This is a genomic window from Streptomyces sp. NPDC001903 (assembly GCF_042891345.1).
Classification (GTDB): Bacteria; Actinomycetota; Actinomycetes; order Streptomycetales; family Streptomycetaceae; genus Streptomyces.
Window position 1 is genome coordinate 290,970 of the sequence record NZ_JBIASZ010000001.1, and the last position, 13,151, is coordinate 304,120.

Annotated in this window: 11 protein-coding genes and 2 tRNA genes; 6 read left to right on the forward strand and 7 right to left on the reverse strand. The window is 71.2% G+C overall.

Annotated features, from left to right (window positions below):
• Positions 1 to 33: 33 nt before the first annotated feature.
• The gene (locus ACFYZS_RS01325; protein ID WP_030153531.1) at positions 34 to 609 is read right to left on the reverse strand and encodes a PPA1309 family protein; all 576 of its coding nucleotides are present in this window, start codon (positions 607 to 609) and stop codon (positions 34 to 36) included.
• Between the two features lie 140 nt (positions 610 to 749).
• On the opposite strand from ACFYZS_RS01325, the gene ACFYZS_RS01330 reads away from it, so the two are divergent.
• The 4 genes from ACFYZS_RS01330 (at position 750) to ACFYZS_RS01345 (ending at position 6,005) form a co-directional block, all read left to right on the forward strand.
• Positions 750 to 3,626, forward strand: coding sequence for a UPF0182 family protein (locus tag ACFYZS_RS01330; RefSeq protein ID WP_389006274.1), 2,877 nt, complete (start codon positions 750 to 752; stop codon positions 3,624 to 3,626).
• 45 nt (positions 3,627 to 3,671) lie between these two features.
• Positions 3,672 to 3,745, forward strand: a tRNA-Met gene (locus tag ACFYZS_RS01335).
• 238 nt (positions 3,746 to 3,983) lie between these two features.
• Positions 3,984 to 5,831 (forward strand): tetratricopeptide repeat protein, encoded by a 1,848-nt coding sequence (locus ACFYZS_RS01340; protein WP_389005582.1) that lies wholly within the window; start codon positions 3,984 to 3,986, stop codon positions 5,829 to 5,831.
• 100 nt (positions 5,832 to 5,931) lie between these two features.
• A tRNA-Met gene (locus ACFYZS_RS01345) sits at positions 5,932 to 6,005 on the forward strand.
• Positions 6,006 to 6,134: 129 nt separating this feature from the next.
• Here the strand turns inward: ACFYZS_RS01345 and ACFYZS_RS01350 are convergent.
• On the reverse strand, positions 6,135 to 6,551 hold the full coding sequence (locus ACFYZS_RS01350) for a Fur family transcriptional regulator (protein ID WP_389005584.1): 417 nt from the start codon (positions 6,549 to 6,551) through the stop codon (positions 6,135 to 6,137).
• Positions 6,552 to 6,688: 137 nt separating this feature from the next.
• Between ACFYZS_RS01350 and ACFYZS_RS01355 the strand changes: the two genes are divergently transcribed.
• Positions 6,689 to 8,158, forward strand: coding sequence for a catalase (locus ACFYZS_RS01355; RefSeq protein ID WP_389006276.1), 1,470 nt, complete (start codon positions 6,689 to 6,691; stop codon positions 8,156 to 8,158).
• 60 nt (positions 8,159 to 8,218) lie between these two features.
• Here ACFYZS_RS01355 and ACFYZS_RS01360 read toward each other — a convergent pair whose 3' ends face one another.
• On the reverse strand, positions 8,219 to 8,614 hold the full coding sequence (locus tag ACFYZS_RS01360) for a cyclic nucleotide-binding/CBS domain-containing protein (protein ID WP_099889569.1): 396 nt from the start codon (positions 8,612 to 8,614) through the stop codon (positions 8,219 to 8,221).
• Positions 8,615 to 8,769: 155 nt separating this feature from the next.
• Complete coding sequence (gene hisN, locus ACFYZS_RS01365) at positions 8,770 to 9,576, reverse strand: histidinol-phosphatase (protein ID WP_389005586.1); 807 nt, start codon at positions 9,574 to 9,576, stop codon at positions 8,770 to 8,772.
• Between the two features lie 150 nt (positions 9,577 to 9,726).
• On the opposite strand from hisN, the gene ACFYZS_RS01370 reads away from it, so the two are divergent.
• Positions 9,727 to 10,299, forward strand: coding sequence for a TetR/AcrR family transcriptional regulator (locus ACFYZS_RS01370; RefSeq protein WP_389005588.1), 573 nt, complete (start codon positions 9,727 to 9,729; stop codon positions 10,297 to 10,299).
• On the opposite strand, the gene ACFYZS_RS01375 is transcribed toward ACFYZS_RS01370, so the two are convergent.
• The 3 genes from ACFYZS_RS01375 to aroA form a co-directional block, all read right to left on the reverse strand.
• Positions 10,265 to 10,588 carry a multidrug efflux SMR transporter gene (locus ACFYZS_RS01375; protein WP_030153546.1) on the reverse strand — a complete coding sequence of 108 codons (324 nt, stop codon included), beginning with the start codon at positions 10,586 to 10,588 and terminating at the stop codon, positions 10,265 to 10,267. The two genes, ACFYZS_RS01370 and ACFYZS_RS01375, sit on opposite strands and share 35 nt — an antisense overlap.
• Before the next feature lie 91 nt (positions 10,589 to 10,679).
• Positions 10,680 to 11,690 carry a ribosome small subunit-dependent GTPase A gene (rsgA, locus tag ACFYZS_RS01380; RefSeq protein ID WP_389005590.1) on the reverse strand — a complete coding sequence of 337 codons (1,011 nt, stop codon included), beginning with the start codon at positions 11,688 to 11,690 and terminating at the stop codon, positions 10,680 to 10,682.
• A gap of 8 nt (positions 11,691 to 11,698) precedes the next feature.
• Positions 11,699 to 13,048, reverse strand: coding sequence for a 3-phosphoshikimate 1-carboxyvinyltransferase (aroA, locus tag ACFYZS_RS01385; protein WP_389005592.1), 1,350 nt, complete (start codon positions 13,046 to 13,048; stop codon positions 11,699 to 11,701).
• Positions 13,049 to 13,151: the final 103 nt, after the last annotated feature.

Here is a 13,151-nt window from a genome sequence, read left to right on the forward strand (position 1 = left end):
CCGCCGACCCGCCCGCCCGCCCGCAGGCCCGGCTCAGTCCAGGAAGGTCGCGGCCAGCGCCTCGGCCAGGCCCGGGACCAGGCTCGCGCCGGTCAGCACCTCGGTCGAGGAGTCCTTCTCGCGCAGCCGCACCGCGGACTCCCGGGACCCGTCGCGCAGCACGCCCACCGTGAGGCGCACCTCCTGCCGGTCCGGGTGCGCCGCGACCCACTTGGCCAGCTGCTTGTCGCTGAGCCCCTCCGGTACGGAGGCCTCCGCGGACGGCGGCAGCATCAGCCGCTCCACCGTCAGCGCGCAGCCCACGATCGACGGGGGCCAGGCGATGGTTCCCAGGAACTTGTCCAGCGGCGTGCCCTTCGGCACCTCGTCCTGCTCGATCGGGGTCAGCTGGCTCTTGCCCGCGTCGTCCTGGTCGAGGCCGAGCTGGCCCGCGAGGCGCGGCTCGGACTTGCGCAGCCTGGCGGTGTCGACGAGGGCGAACAGCCGGGCGGGCTTGTCCCAGCCGAGGGAGGAGGCGTACTCGTCGATCTCGAGGACGGCACGCGTCAGGGGGGTGGCGGCCATCGGCGTGCCGCCCGGGGAAGGCGAAAGGTTGGACATGGACAACATCCTGCCTCCTTTCCGCCCGATACCGGGAACTGACTAAAGCCTCAGTAAGTTGCATGAGTGGGCCCTACCATCGGCCCAGCTTTTGAAATGTTCCGCAACGAGACTCAGCGACTTTCGAGGTGCGCACCTTGGCTTTCCAGATGCCGGACCGCGGCGGAGGCCCCTCCGGGCCACGGATGAGAGTCGGCCGCCCCTCCCGGCGCGCCCGGACTCTTCTGATGACCTTGGGCGTACTGGCCGTCCTGGCCATGGCGTTCATCATGTTCGCGGGCTTCTGGACGGACTGGCTCTGGTTCCGCTCCGTGAAGTACTCCACCGTCTTCACCACCACCCTGTGGACCAAGATCGGCCTCTTCGCCGTCTTCGGCCTGCTGATGGCCGGTGCCGTCGGGCTGAACATCTGGCTGGCGTACCGGCTGCGGCCGCCGCTGTCCGCGATGTCGATGGAGCAGCAGAGCCTGGACCGCTACCGGATGAGCGTCGCCCCGTACAAGAAGTGGCTGCTCCTCGGGATCGCGGCGCTCGTCGGCATGATCGCGGGAGCCTCGGCGGCGGGCCAGTGGAAGACCTGGCTGATGTACGTGAACGGGGTGCCCTTCGGGCAGAAGGACCCCCAGTTCCACCTGGACGTGTCGTTCTACACCTTCGACCTGCCCTGGTACCGCTTCCTGCTCGGCTTCGGCTTCGCCGCGGTCGTGCTGTCGGTGATCGCCGCGGTCGTCGTCCACTACCTGTACGGCGGACTGCGCGTGACGAGCCCGGGCGCCCGGGCCACCGCCGCCGCGACCGGGCACCTGTCGGTGCTGCTCGGCCTCTTCGTGACGCTGAAGGCGATCGCGTACTGGCTCGACCGGTACGGGCTCGCCGTGAAGTCCAGCGACTTCAAGGCCGCGGACAACTGGACCGGCCTGCGCTACGTCGACGCGAACGCGTACCTGCCGGCGAAGACGATCCTCGTCGCCATCGCCGCTATCTGCGCCGCGCTGTTCTTCGCGACGCTGTGGCGCCGCACCTGGCAGCTGCCGGTCATCGGCTTCGGCCTCATGGTGCTCTCGGCGATCCTGATCGGCGGGCTGTACCCGGCGATCGTGCAGAAGTTCCAGGTCCAGCCGAACGAGCAGGCCAAGGAATCGCCGTACGTCGAGAAGAACATCAAGGCCACGCGCGACGCCTACGGGATCGACCAGGCGGACGTCAAGGACTACCCGGGCGTCCCGCAGACCGAGGACAAGACCAAGCTGCGCGAGGCGGCCAACACCACCGCCAGCGTCCGGCTCCTCGACCCCAACATCGTCTCCCCGGCCTTCCAGCAGCTCCAGCAGGTCAAGGGCTACTACGCCTTCCCGTCCACGCTCGCCGTCGACCGGTACAGCGGCCAGGACACGGTCATCGGGCTGCGCGAGCTGAACATCGGCGGCATCCCGAAGAACAACTGGATCAACGACCACTTCAAGTACACGCACGGCTACGGCGTGGTCGCGGCCAAGGGCACCACCGTGAAGGACGGCGCCCCCGACTTCACGCAGTCCGACCTGCCCTCCAAGGGGATGTTCGGCACCGACTTCGAGCAGCGCATCTACTACGGCGAGCAGACGAAGCAGTACTCGATCGTCGGCGGGCCGCAGAAGGAGCTCGACTACTCGGACGACAAGGGCGAGAAGGAGACGAGCTACAAGGGCGACTCCGGCGTCAACCTCGACAACCCGGTCAACCGGGCGGCGTACGCGCTCGCGTTCAGCGAGCCGCAGATCCTGTACTCCGGCGCCATCGGCGACGGATCCCGGATCCTCTACCACCGCACGCCCAAGGAGCGCGTCGAGGCCGTCGCCCCGTGGCTGACGATCGACGGCGCCCCGTACCCGGCGGTCGTCGACGGCCGGATCAAGTGGATCGTCGACGCGTACACGACGACGAACGGCTACCCGTACGCCTCGCGCACCACGCTGGGCCAGAGCACCGCGGACTCCCTCACCAACAGCCAGCGCGCCGTGGTGGCCCAGGAGAACCAGGTCAACTACATCCGCAACTCGGTCAAGGCCACGGTCGACGCCTACGACGGCACGGTCAACCTGTACCAGTGGGACACCGAGGACCCGGTCCTCAAGACCTGGATGAAGGCGTTCCCGGGAACGGTCAAGCCCAAGAGCGAGATCTCCAAGCCGCTCATGGACCACCTGCGCTACCCGCAGGACCTCTTCAAGGTCCAGCGCGAGCTGCTCACCCGGTACCACGTGACCGACCCGCAGACCTTCCTCAGCGGCAGTGAGGCCTGGGCCGTCCCGGACGACCCGACGACCAAGGCCGGCACGGCGGTCCCGCCGTACTACCTGTCGATGAAGATGCCGGACCAGAAGGAGAAGGACCAGGTCTTCTCGCTCACGACGACGTTCACGCCGAACGAGCGGGACAACCTGAGCGCCTTCATGGCGGTCAACGCCGATCCGGGCACCCCGGACTACGGCAAGATCAGAATCCTGAAGCTGCCGACCAGCAAGCCGGTCGACGGCCCCAAGCAGGTGCAGAGCAAGTTCCAGTCGGAGCCGAAGATCGCCGAGTCGATCCGGCTGCTGCGCGGCGGCGACTCCGAGGTCGAGTACGGAAACCTGCTCGCGGTGCCGCTCGACGGCGGAATGCTGTACGTGGAGCCGGTGTACGTGCGCAGTTCGGGGCTGAAGTACCCGCTGCTGCGCAAGGTGCTGGTGACGTACGGGAACCAGACGGCGTTCGAGGACAGCCTGGACAAGGCGCTGAACGTGGTCTTCGGGGCGGAGGCGCCGACGGTGCCGACGACCCCGGTGACCCCGCCGGGCGAGGGCACCACCACGCCCCCGACCGCCACGGACCCGACGGTCAAGACGGCACTCGACGACGCGAAGAAGGCGATCGAGGCAGCCGAGAAGGCCCGCCAGGCCGGCGACTGGGCGGCCTTCGGCAAGGCGCAGGACGACATCAAGGCGGCGCTGCAGCGGGCGATCGACGCGGAGGCGAAGCTGACGGCCCCGAAGCCCGGGGGTTGACGGGTAATGGCTCAGTCCCGCGTCGTGATACTGTGGTTTCACCGACGCGGGGTGGAGCAGCTCGGTAGCTCGCTGGGCTCATAACCCAGAGGTCGCAGGTTCAAATCCTGTCCCCGCTACTGAAGATGAAGGCCCGGATCCATGGGATCCGGGCCTTCGTCATGTCCTGGTCCATCAGGTGGTTCGTCATGTCCAGGGGGACACGCGGGGGTCATGAGGTAGCTGAGACGGGTGAGTTGGGGTGGGACCGTGTTTGACTTATCTCTCTGTGGGCATGTCGACAAAACGCTGTAGTGACCTCACAGGCTGCGACATACCAGGTGTACGCGGGTAGCAGGTGATGCGACGATGGGATTTATGGGGGACAGGTCAACTCTGCTGGAGACAGGGCGGTTTGTGAGGGCGGAAGTCGAATCGGGCGCAGAGGCCAACGAGGAGGCTCCGGTCGTTAACGCGCAGACCGCACTGACCGATGCGGATTTCGCGGAGGAAATGTTCGCCGAGACGGACCCGGCGAGCGACACCGAGCTGGAAGCACGGCACCGGGTCGCGGCCGACCGGGGGGACCCGGGCGCGATGAGCGTGCTCGGGGCGCTGCTGCTGCGCCGCGGCGACCTGGCCGGTGCCGAGCCGTACCTGCGCGGCGCCACCGCGGAGGGGGACCGCGCCGCCGCGAACAACCTCGGCGTGCTGCTGCTCCAGCGCGGCTACCCCGAGGAGGCCGCCGGCTGGTGGCGGGTCGCCGCCGTGGCCGGGTCCGCCCCGGCCGCGCACGCCCTGGGCCGGCACTTCCGCGAGCGCGGGGACGAGCCCGCCGCCGAGTACTGGCTGCGCCAGGCGGCGGAATCCGGCCACGCCCTGGGCGCCTACGGGCTCGCCGACCTGCTGGAGCACCGCGGGGACAAGGGCGTCGAGCGCTGGCTGCGCCAGGCCGCCGAGCAGGGGCACCGCGAGGCCGCGTACCGGCTGGCCCGGCACCTGCGCAAGGGCGACCCCGCCGAGGCCGAGCAGTGGTACCGGCAGGCCGCCGCGCGCGGCCACCGCAGGGCCGCGCTGCACCTGGGCGCCCTCCTGGAGGCGCGCGGGGAGCTCAAGGAGGCCGGGCGCTGGTACCTGACCTCCGCCAAGCAGGGCGAGGCGCGGGCCGCGTGCGCGCTCGGCTTCCTGCTGCGCGACGCCGGCGACGAGGAGAGCGCCGTCGCGTGGTGGAACCGGGCCGCGCAGGACGGCGACGGCAACGCCGCCAACGCGCTGGGCGCGCTGCACGCCGCGCGGGGGGAGACCCAGACCGCGGAGAAGTGGTACCGCACCGCCATGGACGCGGGCGACCAGAACGGGGCGTACAACCTTGCTTTGCTGTGCGCCGCACAGGAGCGGACGGCGCAGGCCGAGCAGTGGTACCGGCGGGCGGCCTACGCCGGCCACCGGGAGGCCGCCAACGCCCTCGCGATCATGCTGCTCCAGGTCGGCGACGCGGCGGGCGCCGAGCCGTGGTTCTCGAAGGCGGCCGAGGCGGGCAGTGTCGACGCCGCGTTCAACCTCGGGATCCTGTTCGCGAGCCGCGACGAGGACCGGACGGCGCTGAAGTGGTACGAGCGGGCCGCCTCGGCCGGCCACACCGACGCGGCGCTCCAGGTCGGCATCGCGCTGGTCCGCGACGGCGAGGACCGGGCGGCCGAGCGGCACCTGCGCTGCGCCGCGGGCGGCGGCAGCGCGGAGGCGGCGTTCCGGCTGGCCGCGCTGCTGGAATCGCTGGCTCCGCCGCCGGAGCCGGTGGCGCTGGGCGAGCCGGTGGGCGGCGCCCCGAAGTCCGAGAGCGAGGAGTGGTACGAGCGGGCCGCGGAGCTGGGCCACCGGCGCGCGCAGGTGCGGGTCGGGATGCTGGCTGCCGCGCGGGGAGACCTCGCCGTCGCCGCGCGGTGGTACCGGGAGGCGGCCGAGGCCGGCTCCCGCAACGGGGCCTTCAACCTCGGGCTGCTGCTGGCGCGCGAGGGGAACGAGCCGGAGGCCGCGCTGTGGTGGACCCGGGCCGCGGTGGCCGGCCACGGCCGGGCGGCCCTGCGGCTGGGGCTGCTCGCCGCGCGCCACGGGGACCTGGCCGAGGCGCAGAAGTGGTGCGTCCGCGCCATGGAGCTGGGCCCGGCGGAGGTCTCCGAGCGGGCGGCCCGGCTCCGCGAGGCCCTGGCGGAAGAGCTCTCGGCCTGACCCCCGGCCGCCCCGGGCCCGGGGCGGCCGGGGGCGGCCGGGGCGATCGTTAAGCGATTTGCATCTGTCGGGTGGGGTCACGTAAAGTCGTGTTTACCGACGCGGGGTGGAGCAGCTCGGTAGCTCGCTGGGCTCATAACCCAGAGGTCGCAGGTTCAAATCCTGTCCCCGCTACTGAAGACCGTAGGCCCGGATCCTCTGGATCCGGGCCTTCGGTCGTTTCGCGGCACGGAACGCGTAGAACGCGCAGAAGGCAAGGAAAGAGGGGCCCGGGAGCATCGCTCCCGGGCCCCTCTCCGTTCGTTACGCTCCCGCGCAGGCCGGGCACAGCCCGCGGTACGTCACCTCGACCGCGGACACCACGAATCCGAAGCGCTCCGCGTCCGGCAGGTCGGCCAGCGGGTTGCCCGCCGGGTGCACGTCCCGGATCGCGCCGCACTGCGCGCACACCAGGTGCTGGTGGGGCTTGTGGGCGTTCGGGTCGTAGCGCTTGGCCCGGCGGTCCGTGGAGACCTCCAGGACCTCGCCGAGGGTCACCAGCTCGCCCAGCGTGTTGTAGACGGTGGCGCGCGAGATCTCCGGCAGCTTGTCCACCGCGCGCGCGTGCACCTCGTCGGCCGTCAGGTGCACGTGGTCACCGTCGAGCACCTCGGCCACGACACGCCGCTGTGCGGTCATGCGCCATCCGCGTCCGCGAAGTCGTTCCAGCAGGTCACTCATGGACACCAGCCTAACAGCGAGGGATTCGGTGCAACTCCCGAACCTGTGCGGACTTGGAACCTTACTTGACTTAGACAAAGTCCATCGTAGGATCGAGTACGACAAGGGCCAAGGACAGGCACAGGCACATGGCAGGAATGACGCAGGAGGCGCACGTGACGCAGGGACCGCTCACCACGGAGGCCGGGGCTCCGGTCGCCGACAACCAGAACAGCGAGACGGCCGGCGTCGGAGGCCCCGTGCTGGTCCAGGACCAGCTGCTCCTCGAGAAGCTGGCCCACTTCAACCGCGAGCGCATACCGGAGCGCGTGGTCCACGCCCGCGGCGCCGGTGCGTACGGCACGTTCACCCTCACCCGTGACGTCTCGCAGTGGACCCGCGCGAAGTTCCTGTCCGAGGTCGGCAAGCAGACCGAGACGTTCCTGCGCTTCTCCACCGTCGCGGGCAACCTCGGTGCGGCCGACGCGGTGCGCGACCCCCGCGGCTGGGCGCTGAAGTTCTACACCGAAGAGGGCAACTACGACCTCGTCGGCAACAACACCCCGGTGTTCTTCATCAAGGACGCCATCAAGTTCCCGGACTTCATCCACACCCAGAAGCGCGACCCGTACACCGGCTCGCAGGAGGCGGACAACGTCTGGGACTTCTGGGGTCTGTCGCCCGAGTCCACCCACCAGGTGACCTGGCTGTTCGGCGACCGCGGCATCCCGGCGTCCTACCGCCACATGAACGGCTACGGCTCGCACACGTTCCAGTGGAACAACGAGGCCGGCGAGGTCTTCTGGGTCAAGTACCACTTCAAGACCGACCAGGGCATCAAGAACCTCACCCAGGCCGAGGCCAACGCCCTCGCCGGTGAGGACCCCGACTCGCACCAGCGCGACCTGCGCGAGTCCATCGAGCGCGGCGACTTCCCGACCTGGACCGTGCAGGTCCAGATCATGCCGGCGGCCGACGCGGCCGAGTACCGCTTCAACCCGTTCGACCTCACCAAGGTGTGGCCGCACGAGGACTACCCGCCGATCGAGATCGGCAAGCTGGAGCTCAACCGCAACCCGGAGAACGTCTTCGCCGAGGTCGAGCAGTCCATCTTCAGCCCGGCGCACTTCGTCCCCGGCATCGGCCCCTCCCCGGACAAGATGCTTCAGGGCCGCCTCTTCGCGTACGGCGACGCCCACCGCTACCGCGTCGGCATCAACGCCGACCACCTGCCGGTGAACCGCCCGCACGCCACCGAGGCGCGCACCAACTCCCGTGACGGCTTCCTGTACGACGGCCGCCACAAGGGCGCGAAGAACTACGAGCCGAACAGCTTCGGCGGCCCGTTCCAGACCGACCGCCCGCTGTGGCAGTCCACCCCCGTCACCGGCGGCACGGGCAACCACGCCGCCCCGGTCCACTCCGAGGACGGCGACTTCGTCCAGGCGGGCGACCTCTACCGCCTGATGTCCGAGGACGAGCAGGCCCGTCTGATCGCGAACCTGTCCGGCTTCATCGCCAAGGTCTCCCGTGACGACATCGCCGAGCGCGCGATCAACAACTTCCGCCAGGCGGACGCCGACTTCGGCAAGCGGCTGGAGGCCGCGGTCCAGGCCCTTCGCGGCTGACCCGACCCGCTCGCCGAGAGTTGAAGGGCCGGACCCCCGACGGGGTCCGGCCCTCCGGCTTTACGCCGGTACGGTGCTGCGCCGCGCCGGGACCCAGCAGCGGATCACGTCGCGCACGGACACGATCCCGACGGGGCCGCCGTGCTCCAGCACGATCAGATGGCGGAAGCCGCCGCGGACCATCGCCTCGGCGGCCTCCTGGACGGTGGCCTGCGGGGTGCAGAACACCACGTTGTTGGTGGTGTGCGCGCCCACGAACTCCCGGTCGGGATCGTGGCCCGCGCCGATGGAGTTGAGGATGTCGCGTTCGGTCAGGATGCCGATGCCGCTGTGGTCGGGATCGAGGACGACGGCTGCGCCGACCCGGCGGCCGGACATCAGGCAGGCCGCCTGCCGGAGGGTGTGGGCGGGTCCGAGGGTGAGGATCACGGTGCTCATGGCGTCGCGGACGAGCATGAAGGGAGCCACCTCCTGGGGAGTGTCCTCCGCGCACTTAGAGAAGGTCTTCACAAGCGCACAAGCGGAGGAGTCTCAGATTCCCATGGGTACGGAGGGTCATCAAGAGGGCGCACCCGGTTGTTCGGATGCAGGACCCGGACGGCTCAGGCGGCTCAGGCGCGCGGGCGCAGGTACCCCAGCATCTCCTCGTGCAACAGCCCGTTCGAGGCGGCCGCGTTCCCGCCGTGCACGCCCTCCACGCCGTCCAGGCCGGTGAACCGGCCGCCCGCCTCCTGGACCACGACCGCGATGGCCGCCATGTCCCACAGGTTCAGCTCCGGCTCGGCGCACAGGTCCAGCGAGCCCTCCGCGACCATCATGTACGGCCAGAAGTCGCCGTAGCCCCGGGTGCGCCAGCACTGCCGGGTCAGCTCCAGGAACCCGGGGAGCCGGCCCTGCTCCTCCCAGCCGCTCAGCGAGGAGTACGCGAACGAGGCGTCGCCGAGGGCGCCCACCTTCGAGACGCCGAGCGGTACGGGTGCACCGCCCAGCGCACCGCCGGCGTACGCGCCCCCGCCCTGCGCCGCCCACCAGCGGCGGCCCAGCGCCGGCGCCGAGACCACGCCGACCACCGGCCGGAAGACCCCGTCGGAGCCCTCCTCCATCAGCGAGATCAGCGTCGCCCAGACGGGGACGCCGCGCACGTAGTTCTTCGTACCGTCGATCGGGTCCACGACCCAGCGGCGCGGGCCGCTGCCCTTGAGCCCGTACTCCTCGCCCAGGATGGCGTCGGCGGGCCGCGCGGCCTCGATCCCGGCCCGGACGATCTCCTCGGCGGCCTTGTCGGCCTCGCTGACCGGGGTCATGTCCGGCTTCGTCTCGACCTTCAGATCGAGGGCGCGGAACCGCTGCATCGTGGCGGCGTCCGCCGCGTCGGCGAGCTCAAGGGCAAGGCGGAGGTCATCGTCATACTCGGGCATGCTCGAACAGTATCGGGACCGTCCACGGGCGGCGAACGGCGTCCACGGTGCGACCCCGGGGCGCCCTTGACAGGATCTGTCGGTCCGTCAACTCTGGCGGGGGAGCCGAGCGGGGAATCGGAGCGGGGGAAGTCGAGCGGGGAGGCGCGCATGCCGGCAGCCCGGGAGTCCTTGCTGGAAGCGGCGGGAGCGGCGCTCTTGGCGCGCCCCTGGCCGTCCGTGCGGATGGTCGACGTGGCCGCCACCGCCGGGGTGTCGCGCCAGACCCTCTACAACGAGTTCGGCGGCAAGGCGGGCCTGGGCAGAGCCCTCGTGCGCCGCGAGGCCGACTGGTACCTCGAAGGGGTGGACCGGGTCCTGCGCTCCCCGGCCGCCGCCCCCGAGCGCCTCGCCTCGGTCGCGGAATGGACCGTACGCGCGGCCCGGGCGCGTCCCCTCGTACGGGCGCTGCTGACGGGGTGCTGGGACGGGAACCTGCCGATGCCGCCCGGGCAGGGCGTGCGGCCGGGGGTTCCGGCCCCCGGGCCCGGGGAGCTGGCCCGGGCCGTCCGCGACCGGGCCTCGGCCACGCTCAGCCCGGAGGAGGGGGCGCAGCACTGCGAGCTCGCCGTGCGCCTCGCGCTCTCCTACGTGATAGCGCCGGGCGAGGAGCCGGGGCTCGGGGAGCTGATGCGGCTGCTGCGCCTGCTCAGTGAGCCGAACCGGACAGCTGGAGGCCGATGACGCCCAGGATGACCAGCGAGATCGAGACGAGTTTGAGCGTCGAGACGAGGTCGCCGAGGAAGACCATGCCGTAGATGGCCGTTCCGGCGGCCCCGATGCCCGTCCACACCGCGTAGGCCGGGCCCACGTCCAGCTTCTTCAGGGCCAGCGTCAGCAGCCCGAAACTGCCGAGGGCGAAGGCGGCGAAGGCGATGGTCGGCCACAGCCGGGTGAACCCGTGCGACAGCTTGAGGCAGACCGCGAAGCCGGTCTCCAGGATTCCGGCGACGACCACCAGCAGCCAGGCCATGGCGAATGCCTCCCCGCGTCAGGTGACGTCGTGTCACGTGGTGCGATTATGCATTTACCAGACCCGGCGCGTGGCAAACCCCGCCGGACGATCAGTCTCCTTCGCGGCGCTCGCGGGTCTCCAGGAGCCGCCGCAGCGAGTACAGGCGGGCCGGATCGGCGTGGCCGTCCTCCACCCACTTGTCGAGCGCGCAGTCCTGCTCGTCGTGGCTGCACGCCCGCGGGCAGTCCTCCGTACCCGGCACGAGCTCGGGGAAGGCCAGGATCACCCGGGACGGGTCCACGTGGTGCAGGCCGAAGGACCGCACGCCGGGGGTGTCGATGACCCAGCCGTCGCCGCCCGGCAGCGGCAGCGCGAGCGCCGAGGTGGTGGTGTGCCGGCCGCGGCCGGTCACCGCGTTGACGTGGCCGGTGGCGCGCTGGCGGCCCTCGGCGACCAGGGAGTTCACCAGCGTGGTCTTGCCGACGCCCGAGTGGCCGACGAAGGCGGTGATCCTGCCGTTCAGGCGCTCGCGCACCCGGTCGGCGGCGTCGCCCGTCGCCAGCTCCTCGCGGTTGGTCACCACGTAGTTCAGGCCGAAGGTGGAGTAGATCTCCAGGATCTTGTCCGCGGAGGTCAGGTCCGACTTGGTGAGCACCAGCAGCGGCTCCAGCCCGGCGTCGTACGCGGCCACCAGACAGCGGTCGATCATCCGGGGCCGCGGCTCCGGGTCGGCCAGCGCCGTGACGATCGCCAGCTGGTCCGCGTTGGCGACGACCACCCGCTCGTACGGGTCGTCGTCGTCCGCGGTGCGCCGCAGGACGGACTTGCGCTCCTCGATCCGCACGATCCGCGCGAGGGTGTCCTTCTTGCCGGTCAGATCGCCGACGATCCAGACGCGGTCACCGACCACCGCGGCCTTGCGGCCCAGCTCGCGGGCCTTCATCGCGTGGATGGTGCGGCCGTCGACCAGGCAGGTCAGCCGGCCGCGGTCGACGGTCAGGACGAAGCCCTCGGCCGCGTCCTCGTGCTTGGGCCGGATGGTGGTCCGGGGCCGGTTGCCCTTGGGGTTGGGCCGCTGGCGGATGTCGTCCTCGTCGGTGTGCTTGCCGTACCTGCGCATGACGGGGCCTACGCTCCCGCTACTCGCGTCGCTTGACCGAGCATGTCGGCCCACATCTTCGGGAAGTCCGGCAGGGTCTTCGCGGTCGTCGCCACGTTCTCGATCTGCACGCCCTCCACCGCCAGGCCGATCACCGCGCCCGCGGTGGCCATCCGGTGGTCGTCGTACGTGTGGAACACGCCGCCGTGCAGCGGGCGCGGGCGGATGTGCAGGCCGTCGGCGGTCTCGGTGACCTCGCCGCCGAGCCCGTTGATCTCCGCGGTCAGCGCCGCGAGCCGGTCCGTCTCGTGCAGCCGCAGGTGCGCCACCCCGCGCAGGGTGGACGGGGAGTCGGCCAGCGCCGCGACGGCCGCGATGCCGGGGGTGAGCTCGCCGACCTCGCCCAGGTCCACGTCGATGCCGTGGATCTTGCCGCTGCCGGTGAAGACCAGGCCCGCGTCGGTCAGCTCGCAGGAGCCGCCCATCTCCGTGAAGATCCGGCGCAGCTCGTCGCCGGGCTGCGTGGTGCGGCGCGGCCAGTCGCGGATGGTGACCGTACCGCCCGTGATCAGGGCCGCGGCCAGGAACGGCTGCGCGTTCGACAGGTCCGGCTCCACGACCACGTCACGGCCCAGCAGGGCGCTCGGCGCCACCCGCCACACGTTCGGCTCGCCGCCCGCCTCGGGGGTGTCGACCTGGGCGCCCGCCGCGCGCAGCATCTCCACCGTCATCCGGATGTGCGGCATCGACGGCAGGGTGGTGCCGGTGTGCCGGACCTCGACGCCCTGGTTGAAGCGCGGGCCGGACAGCAGCAGCGCCGAGACGAACTGCGAGGAGTTGGAGGCGTCGATCTCGACGACGCCGCCCTCCAGGGCTCCGCCGCCCTGGACGGTCAGCGGCAGCGCGCCCCGGCCGTCGTCGTCGATGCGGGCGCCGAGGGTGCGCAGGGCGCTGATGACCTGGCCGAGCGGGCGCTCGTAGGAGCGCGGGTCGCCGTCGAAGCGGATGTCGCCGGCGGCCAGGGTGGCGACGGGCGGCAGGAAGCGCATGACCGTGCCCGCGTTGCCGACGTCCACGGTGGCCGGACCGTGCAGGGCGGCCGGGATGACCCGCCAGGCCTCGCCGCCGGCCCCGTCGCCGGAGCTGGAGGACGCGGTCTCCTCGATGCCGACGCCCAGCGCGCGCAGGGCGTCCGACATCAGCTGGGAGTCGCGCGAGCGCAGCGGGCGGCGCACCCAGCCCGGCTCGGCGGCGAGCGCGGCGAGGACGAGGGCGCGGTTGGTGACCGACTTCGACCCGGGCACGGTGACGGTGGCGTGGACGGTGCCGTCGGCGAGCGGGGCGGGCCAGAGGGCGGGGAGCGCGGGGGTCTCGGTCATGGCCCCCACTTTAGTGGCTCGTCCCGGACCCAGATCTTGATCGCACGCTGGTCTCGGAGGTTGGACGCGCGGTATCGGACACGGAGGCCGGACCCGGACGCCC

Bases quoted from the DNA above. Each gene is read 5' to 3' on its own strand.
- aroA (WP_389005592.1), bottom strand. From the start codon at position 13,048: ATGACCGAGACCCCCGCGCTCCCCGCCCTCTGGCCCGCCCCGCTCGCC.
- ACFYZS_RS01330 (WP_389006274.1), top strand. From the start codon at position 750: ATGCCGGACCGCGGCGGAGGCCCCTCCGGGCCACGGATGAGAGTCGGC.
- ACFYZS_RS01355 (WP_389006276.1), top strand. From the start codon at position 6,689: ATGACGCAGGAGGCGCACGTGACGCAGGGACCGCTCACCACGGAGGCC.
- rsgA (WP_389005590.1), bottom strand. From the start codon at position 11,690: ATGCGCAGGTACGGCAAGCACACCGACGAGGACGACATCCGCCAGCGG.
- ACFYZS_RS01340 (WP_389005582.1), top strand. From the start codon at position 3,984: ATGGGGGACAGGTCAACTCTGCTGGAGACAGGGCGGTTTGTGAGGGCG.
- ACFYZS_RS01370 (WP_389005588.1), top strand. From the start codon at position 9,727: ATGCCGGCAGCCCGGGAGTCCTTGCTGGAAGCGGCGGGAGCGGCGCTC.
- ACFYZS_RS01375 (WP_030153546.1), bottom strand. From the start codon at position 10,588: ATGGCCTGGCTGCTGGTGGTCGTCGCCGGAATCCTGGAGACCGGCTTC.
- ACFYZS_RS01325 (WP_030153531.1), bottom strand. From the start codon at position 609: ATGTTGTCCATGTCCAACCTTTCGCCTTCCCCGGGCGGCACGCCGATG.
- hisN (WP_389005586.1), bottom strand. From the start codon at position 9,576: ATGCCCGAGTATGACGATGACCTCCGCCTTGCCCTTGAGCTCGCCGAC.
- ACFYZS_RS01360 (WP_099889569.1), bottom strand. From the start codon at position 8,614: ATGCTCGTCCGCGACGCCATGAGCACCGTGATCCTCACCCTCGGACCC.
- ACFYZS_RS01350 (WP_389005584.1), bottom strand. From the start codon at position 6,551: ATGAGTGACCTGCTGGAACGACTTCGCGGACGCGGATGGCGCATGACC.